The organism is Lysobacter sp. SCRH-1R, from assembly GCF_057747855.1.
In genome coordinates, this window is record NZ_CM173227.1 from 3,925,722 (window position 1) to 3,944,404 (window position 18,683).

General features: G+C 68.9%; 13 protein-coding genes and 1 pseudogene. 5 read left to right on the forward strand and 9 right to left on the reverse strand.

Annotated features, from left to right (window positions below; all coding sequences use genetic code 11):
* Positions 1-52: 52 nt before the first annotated feature.
* Complete coding sequence (locus AC3ANK_RS17965) at positions 53-1,153, forward strand: serine hydrolase domain-containing protein (protein WP_484171634.1); 1,101 nt, start codon at positions 53-55, stop codon at positions 1,151-1,153.
* On the opposite strand, the gene AC3ANK_RS17970 is transcribed toward AC3ANK_RS17965, so the two are convergent.
* Entirely contained in the window at positions 1,137-2,690 is a 1,554-nt protein-coding gene (locus tag AC3ANK_RS17970; protein WP_484171635.1) for a winged helix-turn-helix domain-containing protein, read from the reverse strand. The genes AC3ANK_RS17965 and AC3ANK_RS17970 overlap by 17 nt on opposite strands.
* Before the next feature lie 3 nt (positions 2,691-2,693).
* Positions 2,694-4,346 (reverse strand): olefin beta-lactone synthetase, encoded by a 1,653-nt coding sequence (oleC, locus tag AC3ANK_RS17975; protein ID WP_484171636.1) that lies wholly within the window; start codon positions 4,344-4,346, stop codon positions 2,694-2,696.
* 101 nt (positions 4,347-4,447) lie between these two features.
* On the opposite strand from oleC, the gene AC3ANK_RS17980 reads away from it, so the two are divergent.
* A complete protein-coding gene (locus tag AC3ANK_RS17980) occupies positions 4,448-4,831 on the forward strand; it encodes a YkgJ family cysteine cluster protein (RefSeq protein ID WP_206862054.1) in 384 nt (127 codons plus the stop codon).
* 568 nt (positions 4,832-5,399) lie between these two features.
* Here AC3ANK_RS17980 and AC3ANK_RS17985 read toward each other — a convergent pair.
* The 4 genes and pseudogenes from AC3ANK_RS17985 to AC3ANK_RS18000 form a co-directional block, all read right to left on the reverse strand.
* Positions 5,400-6,299 (reverse strand): alpha/beta fold hydrolase, encoded by a 900-nt coding sequence (locus AC3ANK_RS17985; protein WP_484171637.1) that lies wholly within the window; start codon positions 6,297-6,299, stop codon positions 5,400-5,402.
* A 182-nt stretch (positions 6,300-6,481) separates the two neighbouring features.
* Complete coding sequence (locus tag AC3ANK_RS17990; protein ID WP_115844387.1) at positions 6,482-7,504, reverse strand: 3-oxoacyl-ACP synthase III; 1,023 nt, start codon at positions 7,502-7,504, stop codon at positions 6,482-6,484.
* A 344-nt stretch (positions 7,505-7,848) separates the two neighbouring features.
* A pseudogene (locus AC3ANK_RS17995) lies at positions 7,849-8,142 on the reverse strand (DUF4156 domain-containing protein); the annotation flags it as partial.
* 207 nt (positions 8,143-8,349) lie between these two features.
* Positions 8,350-11,202, reverse strand: a complete 2,853-nt coding sequence (locus AC3ANK_RS18000) for a M16 family metallopeptidase (protein WP_484171638.1) — start codon at positions 11,200-11,202, stop codon at positions 8,350-8,352.
* Positions 11,203-11,374: 172 nt separating this feature from the next.
* On the opposite strand from AC3ANK_RS18000, the gene AC3ANK_RS18005 reads away from it, so the two are divergent.
* Positions 11,375-12,085, forward strand: coding sequence for an SDR family oxidoreductase (locus AC3ANK_RS18005; RefSeq protein ID WP_484171639.1), 711 nt, complete (start codon positions 11,375-11,377; stop codon positions 12,083-12,085).
* A gap of 31 nt (positions 12,086-12,116) precedes the next feature.
* Positions 12,117-12,596: a tRNA (cytidine(34)-2'-O)-methyltransferase gene (locus AC3ANK_RS18010; RefSeq protein WP_484171640.1), complete on the forward strand. Its 480-nt coding sequence runs from the start codon at positions 12,117-12,119 to the stop codon at positions 12,594-12,596.
* Between the two features lie 61 nt (positions 12,597-12,657).
* On the opposite strand, the gene AC3ANK_RS18015 is transcribed toward AC3ANK_RS18010, so the two are convergent.
* The 3 genes from AC3ANK_RS18015 to AC3ANK_RS18025 form a co-directional block, all read right to left on the reverse strand.
* Positions 12,658-14,004 (reverse strand): M20 family metallopeptidase, encoded by a 1,347-nt coding sequence (locus AC3ANK_RS18015; protein WP_484171641.1) that lies wholly within the window; start codon positions 14,002-14,004, stop codon positions 12,658-12,660.
* 234 nt (positions 14,005-14,238) lie between these two features.
* The gene (locus tag AC3ANK_RS18020) at positions 14,239-16,590 is read right to left on the reverse strand and encodes a Tex family protein (protein ID WP_484171642.1); all 2,352 of its coding nucleotides are present in this window, start codon (positions 16,588-16,590) and stop codon (positions 14,239-14,241) included.
* 94 nt (positions 16,591-16,684) lie between these two features.
* Entirely contained in the window at positions 16,685-17,152 is a 468-nt protein-coding gene (locus AC3ANK_RS18025; protein ID WP_484171643.1) for a cupin domain-containing protein, read from the reverse strand.
* A 72-nt stretch (positions 17,153-17,224) separates the two neighbouring features.
* Between AC3ANK_RS18025 and pdxR the strand changes: the two genes are divergently transcribed.
* On the forward strand, positions 17,225-18,673 hold the full coding sequence (gene pdxR / locus AC3ANK_RS18030) for a MocR-like pyridoxine biosynthesis transcription factor PdxR (protein WP_484171644.1): 1,449 nt from the start codon (positions 17,225-17,227) through the stop codon (positions 18,671-18,673).
* The last annotated feature ends 10 nt before the right edge of the window (positions 18,674-18,683 follow it).

Genomic DNA, 18,683 nt, shown 5'->3' on the forward strand with positions numbered 1-18,683 from the left:
GCTTCATACGCGCATCGGCGCCAATGGCCGCTCCACCACCGGAGTCCGCCCGATGCGTCGCCTGCTCGCCCTGCCGTTCCTTGCCCTGCTCGCCGCCACCGCAAGCGCCGCACCGCCCACCGCGCGGGACGACGGCTGGCGCGTGGCCGATCCCGCCCGCGCGGGCTTCGACGTCGCCACGCTCGCCGCCCTGGAAACCGCGGTCGTCGGCGGCGAGGCGCCCGACACGACCAGCGTCCTGATCGCCCGCGACGGCCGCCTGGTCTACGAGCGCTATTTCGGCCAGGGCGGACCGGACGTGCTCAACGACACGCGCTCGGCGACCAAGTCCGTCACCGCGCTGCTGGTCGGCGCGGCGGTCGACCGCGGCTTGATCGATGGCGCGAAGGCGCCGGTCTACGGATTCTTTGCCGATCGGCAGTGGGACCATCCCGACCCGCGCAAGAGCGCCTTCACCGTCGAGGACCTGCTGACGATGAGTTCGCAATGGGAATGCGACGACGACAACCAGTTCTCCGCCGGCAACGAGGAGCGCATGTACCTCAGCGCGGACTGGACGCAGTTCGCGCTCGATCTCCCGATCAGGGGCTACGCGCCGTGGACGAAGCGGCCGGAGGACAGCCCGCACGGGCGCGCGTTCGCGTACTGCACCGCCGGTTCGTTCCTGCTGGGCGCGATCGTGGAGCGCGTGAGCGGGCGACCATTGGCGACGTTCGCGCGCGACGTGCTCGAAGCACCGCTGGGAATCACCGAAAGCCAATGGCAACGTTCGTCGGAAGGCGTCGGCATGGGCGGCGGCGGCACGCGTTACCGCAGTCGCGACCTGGCGAAACTCGGGCAACTGCTGCTCGATGGCGGTCGATGGAAGGGCAAGCAGGTGATTTCCGCCGACTGGATCGGCGCGATGACGACCGTGCAGGCCCAGGCACGCGACGACGCGGATTACGGCTATTTGCTGTGGCGATTCCGATTCGACGCGCGCGGCACGGAACACGCGGCATGGGCGATGTCGGGCAACGGCGGCAATTACGTGTTCGTCGTGCCGTCCGAACGCCTGGTCGCCGTGATCACGCGCACGCGCTACAACCAGCGCGACATGCACGCGCAGTCGCAGCGGCTGATGTCGGAGTACATCCTCAAGGCGCTGCGCTGACGTCCAGCTTGCGCGCGCGAACCGCCTCGCGTTCGCGCGCGATGGCCGTGTCGATGGCCGCGATCAGCGCATCGAATCGCGGCGACCTGCGCACGTTCGCGAGCAGCGGCGTCGCGCGCAGGTAGGCCGCGTCGCGATAGCCCATCGCCACTGCATCGGAGAGTGCGGCGATCGCGGCATCGCGGTCGTCGATCATCGCCAGCAACAATGCGGCGTCGAGCCCATCGAACGGATCGCTGCCGGCGCGCAGCCCCGCGCGCAGCGATTCGGCACGTGCGCGGAGCAGGTGCGCGGGCGGCTGCACCGGCGACATCGACCACAGCACGGTCCTGGCGAAGCTGCCCTGCGGGCGAAGTTCCGCCGCACGCGAGGCTTCGCGCCAAGCTGCATCGCGGTCGCCCCGCGCCCACGCGAGTTCGGCCGCGAGCAGATGCAGGCCCGCGTGATCGGTGCCGCGCTTCATCGCCTCGTCGAGCGCGACCTGCGCTTCGGCGTTGCGGCCGTGGCGCATCAGGAACGACGGCCACGCGAGGTTGGAGAACACGTTGTCGGGATACAGCTGGAAGCTGCGGCGATAGCGCGTCTCCGCTTCGGCGGCATAGCCCAGCAGGTCGAGATTGGCCGCGATCTGGATCTGCAGGAACCGCGCGCGCGACGGATCGCGGACGGCGAGGTTGGCGGCCAACGCGTCCGCTAGGCGTCCGCGTCGTTCGTACAGATACGCCGCCGAGGCACGCGCACCGTCGTTCGATGGATCCAGCGACAGCGCGCGCTCGTAGCCACGCAGCGCGTCGTCGATGCGGCCACGGCAGTCGAAGGAATACGCGACCGCGGCATGCGCGGCGGCATGGTTCGGATCCGCGGCGATCACACGCTCGGCCAGCGCCTGCGCGCGATCGATCTGCGCGGCCTCGCCGTTGTAGAGGCACACCTGCGCGCTGAACGCACGGCTCAGGCCGACGAGTGCGTCGCGATCGTCGGGCGCTTCCTGCAGGCGTTGCCGATAGAGCGCGATGGCGCGCTCGTTGTCGTCGCGCTGCCCGATGCCGGCGTAGTACGCGGCACGCTGGAGCAGCGGCGAAGGCGGCTGCTCGTGTTGCTCGTCCCCGCGTTGCAGCCACCACGCCACCGCACCGCCGACGAGCAGCACGACCGCGATGCCGACGTAGACGGGGTTGCGGTTCGCGCTGCGACGAAGCGTCGTGTCGCCGCTGGCGTCATCGATGCGCTGCGGCGGCACACACAGCTGATAGCCACGCCCGCGCACCGAGCGCAGGTATCGCGGATTCCGCCCGTCATCGCCCAGCGACTGGCGCAACAGGCGCACGCGCTGCGTGACGGTCTCCTCGTTGACGACGGCCGGCGCCCACACGCGCTCGATCAGCTCGTCGAAGCCGACCACGCGCTGGCCCTGCTCCAGCAGGAATTCCAGCAGCCGGAAGCTCAGCCCGCCGACGTCGAGCAGCACGCCATCGCGCTCCACGCGCTGGCGCGGCACGTCGATGAGGAGATCATCGAGCCGGTAGCGCGTCGTCATGCGTCAGCGCACGCGACCCGCGGCCCAGACGGCGAGCTTCTCGCGCCCGATCTTGGCGTTGTGGCGGATGTCGACCGGGAATTTCGGATGGCGCAGGAACGTGTCGATGCGCGCCGTATGCGCGTGGCGCGAACCGATGTCGCGCAGCTCGCGCTCGATGCGCGGCCATTCGCGATCATCGGTGCCGTTCGCCAGCTCGACGCACAGCACCGGCCGCTGCGCACCCATCGGACCGACCCCCACCAGCGCGGTGCGGCGCACATCGGCGTGCGTGTTGAACACCGGTTCGACCTGCTCGGTGTACAGCGGGCCCTGCGCGGTTTCGACGCGATGCGATTTGCGCCCGCAGAACCACAGCCGGCCTTCCGCATCGAGATAGCCGACGTCGCCCATGCGATGCACGACGCGTTCGCCGCCGTCGCCAACCGGCTCGCGGATCTTCGCGGCTTTCGTCTGCGCGGGACGATTGAAGTAGGTGTCGGTTGCGGTGGGACCGGCGACGGTGATCTCGCCGACCACGCCCACTTCCACGATGCGCGCGTCGCGCCAGTGCGCGATCGCGTTGTCGGTGATCGCGATGATGCGCACCTCGTTAGGCGCGACCGCGCGACCGACGCAGGTGCCGGCGCCGGTCTCGGTGGCCGCACGCGTGGATTGCAGTTCGCGGCTTTCGATCACCGCGACGGGCAGGCATTCGGTCGCACCATAGGGCGTCCAGAAGCCGGCGTCTTCGGGCAGCAGCTCGCGCATCTTCGCCACGACGTCGGCCGGCACCGGCGCGCCTGCGGAGGTCACGCGTTTCACCGTCGGCAGCTTCGCGCCGAAGTTCGCCAATACCGCCATCAACGCGGGCGAGCCGAACAGCTGGTCGACGTCGAAGCGCGCGATGGCGTCGTGCAACTTGCGCGGATCGGCAAGCGCGGGCTTGGTCGGGTCCATGTCGGGGATGATCGAGGTGAGCCCGAGCGCGGGATCGAACAGCGCGAACGGCGGGAACGTCGGCAGGTCGACGCCGCCCGCCTGGATGCCCAGCGCGTCGCGCAGCATGGCGATCTGCGCGACGAAGTGGCGATGCCGGTACACCACGCCCTTCGGCACGCCGGTGGAGCCGCTGGTGAAGAGGATCGCGGCAACGTCGTCGGGTTGCGTCGCGGCGAGCTGCGAGCCGGCGTTCGCGCCATCGCGTTCGATCTGCGCGAGCGTCGCATCGCTCAGCCATGCGCGCGTACCGGTCGTGATGCGGATGCGCGCGGACGTCGCCCAGCGCAGCACGGTCCGCGCGACGTGCGCGAGCGGGATGCCGATGAAGGCCTCCGGCTGCGCTTCGTCCAGACACTGCTTCAGCGCGCGCTTGTCGATGCCCGGATCGACCAGCACCGGCACGGCGCCGGCCTTGAACAGCGCGAACATCAGCAGGAAGAACTCCGGGGACGGCCGCACCATCACCACCGTGCGGGTGCCACGAACGATGCCGCGCCGCGCCAGGCCGGCGGCGACGGCGTCGCTGCGGGCGTCGAGATCGCGGTAGGTCAGGGTCAGGTCGAAGCGGGCCAGGCCGTCCGGGCCGCGCGTGCCGGGGCAGCGCATGGCGATGCGGTCCGGGAAGCGGGCGGCCAGTCCGGGCAGGGTCACGGCGATGTTGCACGGCTCGTTCATGCATTCATTTTCGCCCGAACGGCGCCGCGCTTGCGCCTGCCGCTGGAAGCCTCAGAATTCCGCACCCGCCCCATGTCTCCGGACCCCGCGACGGTCCACCCATGCGCCACCCCTGCCTGACCTGCGGCGCCTGCTGCGCCTTCTTCCGCGTGAGTTTCCACTGGTCGGAGGCCGACCCCGAGCTCGGCGGCCAGGTGCCCCCCGAGCTGACCGAAAGCCTGCGCACCCACGAACGCGTGATGCGGGGTACGTCGCAATCCAATCCGCGCTGCGTCGCATTGGACGCGGACATCGGCCGCTACAGCCGCTGCACGATCCACGACCGCCGTCCGTCCGTCTGCGCGCTGGTGCCGGCGTCGTGGGAGTTCGGGCAGGCGAGCGCGCAGTGCGACAAGGCGCGGCTGGCGCACGGGCTGGCGGTACTCACGCCGGAGGATTGGGTGGGCGTGGACGAGGGCGAGAAGAATCCGTTGCCGGAGGTTTGAAGCCGCCGCTTTTGCAACGCGGGCAAGCGAAGCGCGCCCGGGGAGGTGGCCGGTGCCCCGGGTGCGCTTCGCTTACCCGGGCTACAAGAACATCGTCATCCGGCGCGAGAACATCGTCATCCCGGCGAAGGCCGGGATCCAGGCTGATGGCGTTTCAGCGAAAGCGGGTGCCGGTGATCGTCGACGCAACGCACGTCCCTACCCACGCCCCAACCGCTCTCCCGGAGGGAGAGGGGCTCAACGCCCGATGCTCGAAGCTCGGAACACGAAGCCTCCCAAAAGCGTAACGCGGATTCGAATCCGGCTTTTGTAGCCGGGTAAGCGAAGCGCGCCCGGGGAGGTGGCCGGTGCCCCGGGTGCGCTTCGCTTACCCGGGCTACAAGAACATCGTCATCCGGCGCGAGAACATCGTCATCCCGGCGAAGGCCGGGATCCAGGGTGATGGCGTTTCAGCGAAAGCGGGTGCCGGTGATCGTCGACGCAACGCACGTCCCTACTCCACCCCCCGGAGGGAGAGGGGCTCAACGCAAAAGCCCTAAGGCCAAAGGCGGAAGGCAAAGCCCAACGCTCAAAGCGGATTCGAATCCAGGAACGCCCGCATCTTCGGCACCAGCAGGTCGCCCTTGTCTTCCATCACGTAATGCCCGGCGTCCTCGAACGCGTGCACCTGCGCGTTGGGCAGCGCATCGGTGAAGCCTTGCAGGAAGTGCCTGTCGAACACGAAATCGCGCAGGCCCCATGCGATGAAGGCCGGCCGATCGGCGTACTCCGGCAGTTTGCGGCCCATCGCCTGCACCAGCGGCCACGCGGCGTCGCCTTCACCCAGCGGGATGTCCTGCACGAAGCGCGAGGTCGCGATGCGGTTCGCCCAGCTGTCGTACGGGCCCACGTAGGCGCGGCGCACGTCCGCGGGCATCTTCTTCTCGACGCCGACGAAGGACGCCACCGACGAGAACGCGTTGAAGCCGCGGATCAGCAACGTGCCCAGGCCCGAGTCGCGGCCGAACTTCAGCGACTTCGGCAGCGGCTTGCTCGCCGGCAGCGGGAACGAACCGGTGTTGGTGACGATGAGCCGGCGGATACGGTCCGAATGCCTGAGACCCCAGCCGAAGCCGATGCCGCCACCCCAGTCGTGCACGGCCAGCGTGACGTCGCCCTTGATGCCGAGGTGATCGAGCAGGGTTTCCACGTCATCGATGCGCGATTGCAGCGTGTAGCGGTAGCGCTCGTCGGTCGGCTTGTCGGACAGCCCCATGCCGACATGGTCCGGCACGATGCAGCGGTAGCGTTCGCGTAGACCGAGCACCAGCTTGCGCCAGTAGAAGCTCCACGACGGATTGCCGTGCAGCATCACCACCACTTCGCCGTCGCGCGGGCCTTCGTCGAGATAGCTCATCGCGATGCCAGGGCGCACGTCGAAACGCTGCGGCGTGAAGGGGTAATCGGGAAGCGGCAGATGGATCGTCATCGGTGTTTCCTGCTCATCGTTCCGCTTGTGCGGAATTCCCGGGCGCCTCGGTGGATCGCTGGGCCCCGCATTCGCGGGACGACGCTGGATGTTCGGTGGATGGTGCGGTGCGCGGCATCAACGGGCGCCGCTCAAGAAAAACCCGGCGCGCGGCCGGGTTCTTCGTACTGCGTGCGCGTCGCTTACCAGACCACTTCGGCCATCGAGCAGTTCAGGCCCGAGCCGATGCCCAGCAGCGCGATGCGCGTGCCCTTCTTCACGCGACCGCCCTCGCGCAGCTTGCTCAGCACGATCGGCACCGACGCCGGGCCGATGTTGCCGTGCTCGCCGAAGATGGTCAGGACCTTCTTCGGGTCGATGCGGAACGCCTTGAGGAAGGCCTTGGTGTGCGCCTTGCTGACCTGGTGGATGACGAATTCGTCCAGCTCTTCCACCACCCAGCCGAGCGCGGCGCGTGCGGCGGCGAAGGTCTTCTGGCCAAGCTTGAGGCCTTCGATCATCAGCATGCGGCCGTCGGCGATCATGCGGTCGTGCACGAGGTCGCCGCGGCAGAGCTGGTTCCATTCGGTCGCCGAACGCGTGACGCTGCCGCGGTAACGCGGCGCGCCGGGGGCGAGTTCGCTGCGCGCCAGGACCATCGCGGCGGCGCCGCTGCCCAGCGTCAGCGTGGCCATCTCGTCGCGGAACTGCTCTTCGGTGACGTCGTCGCGGCTGAGGCGGTCGAGCGTCTTCTCGTACGCCAGTTCGGCCGTCTCGCCGTTGACGACCAGTGCGTAATCGATCTCGCCGCGTTCGATCATCCGGCTGGCGATGTCCATGCCGTTGAGGAACGCCAGGCACGCGTTGGCGACGTCGAAGTTCTGGCAGGTATCGGGCAGGCGCAGGTTGCCCGACACGATGGACGCCGTGGACGGCTCCAGGTAGTCGCGGCTGACCGAGGTGTTGACCAGCAGGCCGACGCGATCGGCGTCGATGCCGGCGTCGGCCAGCGCCTTGACGCCCGCAAGCGTGGCAGCGTCGGAGGCCTTGACCTCGCCGTCCCACAGGCGGCGTTCGCGCACGCCGGCGACTTCTTCAAGCACGTTGTACTTGATGCCCAGGCGATCGAGCGTGGGCTTGAGGCGGGCGTGGATTTCGTCCGAGGTCAGCCGGCGGGGAGCATCGATATGGGCAAGACCGGCGATGGCGACGTGCTGGAACAACATGGGCGGCTGACCGGAAACGGAAACGAACACGCCATGTTAACGCTTAATTTCCCTCCGCCGCCATCCGGTTGCGTATGGTGGGTGCGCTCCTGGCGACGGACGGCGGCTGGGATTCAGCGGTGTGATGAGGGCTGCGGCCCTGGGGCCGGCGCTGGCACCCACTGGATGCCTCGTCGTCTGACGGAACTGCCAGTTGCTCGCGGGCCGCCTGACAGGAACCGCTGGGACTGCCCTCCCCCCGCGCCGGCCAGGCTTGCCCGCCATCAACCACCCAGCGGATAGGTCCGCGCGCTACCCGTGGTCTGCGCTGGAGCCGGCACGACCGCGCCGCGTCGCGCAGCGCCGCAGCGCCAGGCGGCGAACCGCTGCGAACCGTTGATCGGGCCACCCATCGGCTGCACGGTGTCGGCTTGCAGGCCGAGCGCCTCGTTGCGGGCCAGGGTTTCCAGCTCCTCGCGCACGCGCAACTGGTTGCGCTCGTAGAAGGCGACCTTGTTCTTGACGGTCACCTCGACCTCGCCGCGCTTCTCGCAACCGGCCGGCGGGCCGTTGCCGTCGATCACGCGTACCGACGAGGCGCCAGGGGCCATGTCGACCCACGTGCAACCGCCGGCGACCAGCGCCCCGAGCAGAACCATCCCGAACATCGACTTGCGCATCGTTACCCCGTGTTTCGCGCGACGCGGTCGCCGCGCTTGAATGGACGGGCGCGATTGTCGCCGCACCGGCCACCGTTGTGAACGCCAGGCAGTGAACCGCGACTGAGGCCTTTGTCGCGGTTCGACTGTTTGCAGGTGTCGCGTTCTGCCAGATGCGCCGTCACGGCGAGGCGATGACGCCACCCGTCATGGCGTGCTCGTCACCTTGTTGCCGTCGGCGTCGAGCACCTGCACCTCGCCCAGCCTCAGCGCGCGCACGGGCTTTTCGATCTGCTTGAGGTCGCCGACCACCACCCAGGTCAGCGCGTTCGGATCGAGCGTCGCCGCAGCGGCCTTCACCTGCTCCGGCGTGAGCGCCTCGATCTGCGCCTTGCGCTGGAACACGTAATCGTCCGGACGGTCGTAGCGGACGATGCCGCTGATCGCGCCCATCACCGACGAGGCCGTTTCGAATGCGCCCGGCAGGCTGCGGATTTCCGTCGCCTGGATCTTCGCCACTTCCTCGGGCTTCGGCGGTGCCTTGCCGCTGGCGTAATCGGCGATTTCGCGGCTGAGTTCCTTGAGCGAGTCGGCGGTCCTGTCGATCTGCACCGGTGCGAACGCCATCCACGGGCGCTGGCCCAGCGCGTTGGCCGAGAAGCTGTAGGCGCCGTAGGCCCAGTGCTTGTCCTCGCGCAGGTTCATGTTGAGACGCGAGGAGAACTCGCCGCCCAGCACGGAATTGGCGATGTCGAAACGGACCGAGTTCTCGTCCTTCGTCGACGGCACGACTTCACCGGCGAAGATGTTCGCCTGCACCGCGCCGGGCTGGTCGATCAGATACACGCGTGGCTTCGCCGGACGTGCGACCTCGCCGATCTGCGGACGCGCCGGCGCATCGCCCGCGGGCTTCCAGTCGCCCAGGTGCTTGTCGAGCAGCGGCACGATTTCCTTCAGCGTGGTGTCTCCGACCACGATCAGCGTCGCGCCGTCCGGGCGCACCCAGTCGCGGTGGAAGGCGACCAGATCGTCGCGGGTCAGCGCGGCGATCGAAGCCTCGGTGCCGCTGCCGCTGAACGGAATCGCATATGCGTGGCCCGCCCCGTACAGCAGCGGCGGCAGCACGCGCATCGCCGCGCCGTTCGGGCGCGCCTTCTCCTGCTTGATGCCGGCGACCCAGCTCGCCTTCACGCGGTCGATTTCCTTCTGGTCGAAGCGCGGATCGCGCAACATCTTCGCGAACAGCGCGACCGACGGATCGAGGTTCTGCTTCAACGCCGACAGGTAGGCCTTGCCGCCATCGAGCGACGCGCCGGCACCGAGGTTGGCGCCCAGCGACTCGGCGCGATCGCCGAAGGCCAGCGCGTCCAGCTCGCCCGCGCCTTCGTCCATCATCCCCATCGCGAAGCTCGACGTGCCCAGCTTGCGGCCCTGGTCGGCGCTGTAGCCGCCGGCGAATTCGTAGCTCATCTGCACCACCGGGATGTCGTGGCGCTCGGCCAGGATCACCGTGGTGCCGTTCTCCAGCGTCGCGCGCTGCAGCTGCGGGAATTTGAGGTCGGGGAACTGGCTGGTCTTCGGCGCGCCGGCGCTGCGGTCGACGGTGGCCGGAAGCGTCGTGTACTTCGGATCCACCGCCGGCAGCTGCATCGGCGCCGGCGTGACCGACGCGTCCTCGGCGACGATGGTGCGATCGCCCGGCACCACGACCAGCGTGTGGCTGCCCTTGGTCAACCAGTTGCCGGCGACGGCGGTGAGGTCGCGGGCGCTGGCGGTGTCGATGATCTTGAGGCTGTCGCGGAAGCAGCCCGGATCGCCGGTGTAGACCGTGCATTCGGCCAAGGCGTCGGCCTTGCCGCCGAAACCGCCGATGCGCTCGATGCCGCGCACGAAGCCGGCCTTGAACACGGTGCGGGCCTGTTCCAGCTCGCGCTTCGTCGGACCGTCCTTGAGCAGGCGGGCCAGTTCCTCGTCGATGATCGCCTCGACCTTCGCCGGGTCGACGCCCTGCTTCACGTCGGCGGTGATCACGAAATTGGAGCTCAGCTGCATCGCGTACGCGGCGGCGGAGACGTTGTCGACGAGCTTGTCCTCATGCAGCAGGCGCTTGTCCAGGCGCGAGGACTTGCTTCCGCCCAGCACCTGCGCGAACAGCTGCAGCTTGTCGAGGTCCGGGGTGCCGGCCTGGGCGACGTTCCATACGCGGTGGATGCGCGCCTGCGGCACCTTGTCGGTCATGGTCGCGCGCGTGGATTTCGCGAGCGGCGCGACGTCGACCTGCGGCTGCGCCATGGTCGGCGTGGCCGGGATGTCGCCGAAGTACTTCGCCACCTTCTGCTTCGCGGTGGCGACGTCGATGTCGCCGGCGAGCACCAGCACGGCGTTGTTCGGCCCGTACCAGGTGCGGAACCAGCCCTTCACGTCGTCGAGCGAGGCGGCGTCGAGGTCCGCCATCGAGCCGATGGTGCTGTGGTGGTACGGATGCGATTTCGGATACAGCGCCTTGCCCAGCGCGTCCCAGACCTGGCCGTAGGGCTGGTTCTCGCCCTCGCGCTTCTCGTTCTGAACGACGCCGCGCTGCTCGTCGAGGGTCTTCTGGTCGATCGCGCCGAGCAGATGGCCCATGCGGTCGGACTCCATCCACAGCGTCATGTCGAGCGCGGTGGTGGGGACGTTCTGGAAGTAGTTGGTGCGGTCGGAATTGGTGGTGCCGTTCATGTCGGTGGCGCCGACCAGTTCGAACGGCTCGAAGTATTCGCCGCGATGGTTCTCCGAACCGTTGAACATCAGGTGTTCGAACAGGTGCGCGAAGCCGGTGCGTCCGGCCGGTTCGTCCTTGCTGCCCACGTGGTACCACAGGTTCACCGCGACGATCGGCGCCTTGCGATCGGTGTGCACGACCACGCGCAGCCCGTTGGGCAGGGTGAATTCCTCGAAGGGAATGTCGACCGTCGCCTTCGGCGCGGCCCACGCGTGCGCCGGGGCGAGCGCGACGCCTCCGAAGGCGGCGGCCAGGGCGAAGGCAAGCGCGGCGATGCGCGGGCGGGACGAAGCGGGCATGGGGGACTCCTGTGGTTCGAACGGGCATCCTAGCCGCCGCCCATGAGAGGGGGCACTAGGCCACAAGTCCCACCGGCCGTAGGAATTTGGCTCGCGTTGGGGTGGGAGGCCGTCGTCGGACGCTCACGCTCCGGCCCCTACACTGGCCGCCCCTTCCCGCCGGAGCTTCGCGATGACGCCTGCGCACCCGCCTCGCCGCAGCCTGGTCACCGGCGCCAATCGGGGGTTGGGACTGGAGTTCGCCCGGCAACTGCTCGCCCGCGGCGACCACGTGGTCGCGACCTGCCGACATCCGGGCAAGGCGAACGCACTCAACCAGCTGGTGGGCGAACATCCGGGACGCCTCCACGTCCTGCCGCTGGACGTGGCCGACCCCCGGTCCCACGCCGAACTGGCGCGCGAGCTGCCGCTGGTGATGGACGGCATCGACCTGCTGATCAACAACGCCGGCGTGCTGCATTCGGGCGAGCGCTTCGGCCATGTGCCGGCGGCGAACCTCGACGACAGCCTCCGCACCAACGCGACCGGCCCGTTCCTGCTCACCCAGGCGCTGGCCGAACGCCTCGTCGATGGCGCGAAGGTCGCGAACCTGTCGTCGGTGCTCGGTTCGGTGGCGTCGGTGGAGGGCTTTCATACGCCCAGCTACGCGATGTCGAAGGCCGCGCAGAACATGGCGACGGCCCTGCTCGCCTCGGCGATGCGCGAGCGCGGCATCGCGGTGGTCGCGCTGCATCCGGGGTGGGTGCAGACCGACATGGGCGGCAGCGGCGCGCAGATCGCGCCCGCCGAATCGGTGCGCGGATTGCTAAAGGTCATCGACGGCCTGCGCATCGCCGACACCGGGGCGTTCTTCGATTACCGCGGAAAGCCCGTGCCGTGGTGACGCGGGCGCGCGTCGCGGCGATCATGCACGCATGTTCGACGTCATCCTCTTCCAGCCGGAAATCCCGCCCAACACGGGCAACGTGATCCGCCTGTGCGCCAACACCGGCGCGCGGCTGCATCTGATCGAACCTCTGGGCTTCACGCTCGAGGACAAGCAGCTCAAGCGCGCGGGACTGGATTACCACGAGTACGCGACGCTGCGGGTGCATGCGGACCTGACCGCGGCGCTGGCGTCGATCACCGCCGCCAACGGCGCGCCGCCGCGGCTGTTCGCGCTGAGCACGCGCGGCACGGTGCGCTTCGATACGCCGCGTTACCAGGCGGGGGATGCCTTCCTGTTCGGGCCGGAAACACGCGGATTGCCGGCGGACGTGCTGGACAGCGTGCCGGCCGCGCAACGCCTGCGGCTGCCGATGCGGCCGGACAACCGCAGCCTCAATCTTTCCAATGCGGTGGCGGTGTGTGTGTTCGAGGCGTGGCGGCAACGAGGGTTCGATGGCAGCGCCTAGGCGCTGACGCCGTCCCGTCCCGACCCGTCCCTTGAAGGGGAGGGCGTCGAAGCGCTACGTCTCAGCGCGCGTCGGCGACGGCAGCGCCCTGCGTCGGTGAATGCAGGTAATCCAGCGTCACCTGCAACAACGCGCGCAGGCCGAGGTCGAGCGCGGATTCGTCCAGCGCGAACTTCGGCGAATGGTTGCTCGGCGCGGTCACCGGATCGATGCCCTTCGCCGTCGCGCCGACGAAGAAGAACATCGACGGCACTTCCTTCGCGTAGTACGAGAAGTCCTCCGCGCCCATCTGCAGCGGCGGTTCGATGACGTTGTCGGCGCCGGCGACGGCCTTCAGGCTCGGGATCATGCGCGCGGTCAGCGCGGGATCGTTCACCGTCACCGGATTGCCGTCCTGGTCCGGCACGCTCGCCTCGGCGGTGGCGCCGTTGGCGACGCTCACGTGTTCGGCGACGTTCTTCAGGTCGGTGAAGATGCGCTGGCGCATGCCCTCGTCGAACGTGCGGATGGTACCGACCAGCTCGACCTCGTCGGGAATGATGTTGTAGCGGATGCCGCCCTTGATCGCGCCGAAACTCACCACTGCCGGGAGCTTGGCGATATCGGTGCGGCGGCTGACGATGGTCTGCGCGGTGCCGATCACGTCGGCCGCGGCGACGATGGGATCGATGCCGCCCCATGGCCGCGAACCATGCGTCTGGCGGCCCTTCACCTTGATGGTGAATTTGTCCGACGCCGCCATCAGCGGCCCCTGGCGAACGCCGATCTGGCCGGCCTGCAACGTCGAGAACACGTGCAGGCCGAACATCGCATCGGGCTTGAAGTCCTTGAACAGGCCTTCTTCCAGCATCAGCGACGCGCCGCCTTCCTCGCCATCGGGCGCGCCCTCCTCGGACGGCTGGAACACCAGCATCACCGAGCCCGGCAGGTCGGCCTTCATCTTCACCAGCGCATCGGCGATGCCGAGCAGGATGCCGGTGTGCGCGTCGTGGCCGCACGCGTGCATGACGCCGACGGTTTCGCCACGGAACGTCGCGGTGGCCCTGGACGCGAACGGCACATCGACCTGTTCGGTCACCGGCAGCGCGTCCATGTCGGCGCGCAGCGCGACCTTCGGGCCGGGCTTGCCGCCTTCGATGATCGCCACCACGCCGTGATGCGCGATGCCGGTCCTCGGCTTCAGGCCGAGCGCGCGCAGGTGTTCGGCGACCTTCGCCGCGGTGCGTTGCTCGCGGTTGGAGAGCTCCGGATGCTGGTGGAAATCGCGTCGCCACGCGACGACCTTCTGCTGCACGGCCTTCGCGGCGGCGGCGACTTCCGGCCGTTCCTGCGGCGCGGCGGCCTGCGCGTGGACGAACAACGGCGTGGCAAGCAGGGCGCTGCTCAGCAGCGCGGGCATCAGGCGCATCGACGGTGACTCCCGGAGTGATGCGCCGATCCTAACCCAGCGGGGGTTTGCGGCAATGGGCCGCCCGCACGCATTTGCAGCCGGGTCAGCGAAGCGAACCGCGCCTCGGCGCAACTCGGTTGCGGTAGTGATGAACGCGCCGCAGCGCGTTGCACCATCAACGTGCAGGCGTCCTTGTGGAACTCGCCGCGGCAACCCGAGTGCGCTTCGCTTACCCGGGCTACAGAAGCGGGCTCAGCTTTTCTTTGCCTTGGCGAACGCGGCTGCCAGCGCGTTGTTCATCGGCGGCGGCGTGTTCGCGCGTGCGGCGTTGAAGCCGCCGCGTGCATCGCGTCCGCCCCGCGGTGCGCCGCCGCGCGGTGCATTGCGATCGTCGCGATCGCCACGCGGCGCCGGCGCGCTGTCGTCGAGGCGACGCGTAAGCGCGATGCGCTTGCGCGCGACATCGACCTCCAGCACCTTCACCTTGACGATGTCGCCGGCCTTGACGACTTCGCGCGGGTCCTTCACGTACTTGTCCGACAGCGCGGAGATGTGGATCAGGCCGTCCTGGTGCACGCCGATGTCAACGAACGCGCCGAACGCGGCGACGTTGCTCACCACCCCTTCCAGGATCATGCCTTCGCGCAGGTCCTTGATGTCTTCCACGCCGTCGGCGAAGCGCGCGGCCTTGAACTCCGGACGCGGATCGCGGCCCGGCTTTTCCAGCTCCTTCAGGATGTCGCGCACCGTCGGCACGCCGAAGGTTTCATCGATGAACTGCTCTGCCTTCAGCGAACGCAACAGCGACGCGTCGCCGATCAACTGCTTCACCTCGCGGCCGCACTGCTTGAGGATGCGCTCGACCACCGGATAGGCCTCCGGATGCACCGACGACGCATCCAGCGGCTGGTCGCCGTCGGCGATGCGCAGGAAGCCGGCGCACTGCTCGAACGTCTTGTCGCCCAGGCGCGGCACTTTCAGCAGTTCCTTGCGCGACTTGAACGCGCCGTTCGCATCGCGATACACGACGATGTTCTGCGCGATCGTCGACGACAGGCCCGACACGCGCGTGAGCAATGCCGCCGAGGCGGTGTTCACGTCGACGCCGACGGCGTTCACGCAGTCCTCGACCTTCGCATCCAGCGCGCGGGCGAGCTTGAACTGGTCCACGTCGTGCTGGTACTGGCCGACGCCGATCGCCTTGGGTTCGATCTTCACCAGTTCCGCGAGCGGATCCTGCAACCGGCGTGCGATCGACACCGCACCGCGCAGCGACACGTCCAGATCCGGGAATTCCTTCGCCGCGAATTCCGACGCCGAATACACCGACGCACCGGCTTCGCTCACGACGATCTTCTGCATCTTCAGCTCCGGCGCGAGCTTGATCAGGTCGCCGGCGAGCTTGTCGGTCTCGCGCGAGGCGGTGCCGTTGCCGATGGCGATCAGTTCCACCGAGTGCTTCGCGCACAGCGCGCGCAGGATCATCAGCGACTGGTCCCACTGGCGCTTGGGTTCGTGCGGATAGATGGTCGCGGTATCGACGAGCTTGCCCGTGCGATCGACCACGGCGACCTTCACGCCGGTGCGCAGGCCTGGATCGAGGCCGAGCACGGCCTTCGGGCCGGCGGGCGCGGCAAGCAGCAGGTCCTTGAGGTTGTCGCCGAAGACGTCGATGGCCTCGGCTTCGGCCTTTTCGCGCGCCTGCGAGAAGAGGTCGAGCGTGAGGTGCAGGTGCAGCTTCGCCTTCCACGTCAGGCGACACGAGTCCATCAGCCACTTGTCGGCCGCGCGGCCCTGCGCCTTGATGCCGGCGTGATGCGCGACGCGGCCTTCGCCCTGCAGGTGGCCGGCGTCGGCATCGGTGCCCGGGTCGAGGTCGATGAACAGGAACTCCTCGCGACGCCCGCGGAACAGCGCGAGCAGGCGGTGCGACGGGATCTTCGACAGCGGTTCGGCGTGATCGAAGTAATCGCGGAACTTCTCCCCGGCCGCTTCCTTGCCTTCGGCCACGCGCGAGCGGATCACGCCAACCTCGCCCAGCCAGGTGCGCAGTTCGCCGACCAGCGCGGCGTCTTCGCCCCAGCGCTCCATCAGGATCGCGCGCGCGCCATCGAGCGCGGCCTTCGCGTCGGCGACGCCCTTTTCGGCATCGACGAAACCGGCGGCGAATTCCTCCGGAACGAGCGTCGGGTCGGCCATCAGTCCATCGGCGAGCGGTTCCAGCCCCGCTTCGCGCGCGATCTGCGCACGCGTGCGGCGCTTGGGCTTGTACGGCAGGTACAGGTCTTCCAGGCGCGCCTTGCTGTCGGCAGCGATGATGTCGGCGCGCAGTTCGTCGGTCATCTTGCCCTGCTCCTCGATGCTGGCGAGCACCGCGACGCGGCGGTCTTCCAGTTCGCGCAGGTACGTCAGGCGCGTTTCGAGGTTGCGAAGCTGCGTGTCGTCGAGACCACCGGTGACCTCCTTGCGGTAGCGCGCGATGAACGGGACGGTGGCGCCCTCGTCGAGCAGCGCGATGGCGGCCTGCGCCTGCTGCGGTTGTGCGTTGATTTCCTCGGCGATGAGGCGGGCGATCTTTGCGGCGACTTGCTTGGTGTGCTGCATTGCTTCCAATCGTCAAAGCCCGGCGAATCCGGGAGAGGGGCGATTGTCGCAATGTGCACCGCGGCGCGGTACCCGTTGACATCGCCGCGCGCCCTCATTCGGACAGGTCCAGCACCGGAAGGCCGTATTCAGCGCACCAGGCCTCGTACGCGCGGCGTTGCGAATGCGCGTCCGCGCGGGATGTCACGCTGTTGTCCGGGCCGAGGAACTCCACCGCGCCGATCACGACCACCAGCGCGGTCATCTCCTCGTCGCCGGTCACGCGCCACCAGTCGGTGTTGCCGGGCGGCTCGTAGACGTAATCGCCCGGGCCGATCACCTCGCCGGTGCAGAGCGTGCGCGTGCCGGCGAGGTTGTACGCGTGGATTTCGCCGGTGTGGCGATGCAACGGCATGATCGCGCCGGGCGTCATGCGCAGCAGTTCGACGAAACCGCGACCGCCTTCGAGGAAGCGCAGCGGTTTCCAGGATTTCTGCGGCGACATCGGGATCCACGGCGTGCCCGCCGCGGCGGCGACGCGAGCGGGGAGGAAGTCGTCGAGCGGGCGATGGCGTGCGGTCATGGGGCGCTCCGGATGCGGTGGTCGATGTCGATACCGTAGGCTTCGACTGGACCCATCGGCGGACCAGTTGCGATGACCTCCACAGAACCAGTTTTCGAGTTCCCCCTGGACCTGGGCGGGATCGCGGCGACCGGCCGCACGCGGGCGCTGCACGAGGCGCTGCGCGCGGCGATCCTCGACCGCCGCCTGCGTGCCGGGACCGGGCTGCCGTCCACGCGTCGCGTCGCGAACGCCTACGGGATCGCCCGAAACACCGTCATCGCCGCGTACGACCTGCTGGTCGCCGAGGGGTACGTGATCACCCGCGCGGGGGCGAAGACGGTCGTCGCGGAGGTCGCATCCCGCCCGGCGGCGCAGGCCCCGCGGCTCGCCGACGGCCACCTGCGCGCGCGCTGGCAGCCGCCGGCGTGGAGCAGCGCGGTGTCGAGCGGCGATGCGTGGACGCCCGGTTTCCGACTGGGCGTGCCGGACCATCGCGAAGTGCCGTTCGACGTGTGGCGCCGGCTGCTCGCGCGCGCCTTCCACCCGCGTCACGGCGCCGCCTTCGGATACCAGCCGCCGCACGGCCGGCCACGCCTGCGCGAGGCGATCGCCGGACACGTGTCGTTCGCGCGCGCGGTGGCGTGCCGCGCGGAGGACGTGGTGGTGACGTCCGGCGCGCGGCAGGCGTTCGACCTGCTCGCGCGGTTGCTGGTGGTGCCCGGGCGCACCGTGGTCGCGGTCGAGGACCCGGGGTATCCGACCGTGGGCGCGACCATGGCGGCGGCCGGCGCCGATGTCGTGCCGGTACCCGTGGACGGCGAAGGCCTGCGCGTGGACGCGCTGCCGCGCGAGGCGCGCATCGTCTACGTGACGCCGTCGCACCAGTATCCGACGGGCGTGGCGATGTCGATGGCGCGCCGCCGTGCGTTGCTGGATTTCGCGCGCGAACGCGATGCGCTGGTGATCGAGGACGATTACGACGGCGAATTCCGCTATGGCGCGCGGCCACTCGATGCGTTGCAGACGCTCGATCGCGAAGGTCGCGTGGTGTATGTCGGCACGTTCTCCAAGAGCCTGTTCCCGTCGTTGCGCATGGGCTACGTGGTGGCGCCGGAATGGCTGCGCGACGCGTTCGCCGCCGCGAAGGAACGCGCGGACACCTGCGGCAACGTGCAGGTGCAGGACGCGCTGGCGGAGTTCATCCTCGAAGGTCATCTCGCGCGGCATGTGCGGCGGATGCGGCGCGTGTATGCGGGCCGGCGGACGGCGTTGTTCGAGATGCTGGACGGGCCGTTGTCGCGGTGGTTCGAAGCGGTGCCGTCGGAAGCGGGGATCCACGTCGCGGCCCGGTTCGTCGATGCGGATTCCGCGGACGCGTTGCTGCCGCGCGTGCGTGAGCATGCGGTGGGCGCGATGCCGCTACGGACGTTGTCGCGGCGGGAAGATGCATTGCATGGGGTGGCGTTCGGGATCGGGTGCGTGGATGAATCGATGATCCGGGAGCGGTTGGAGGTGCTGGCGGGGGTGCTGCGGCGATGACAGGCGGCAT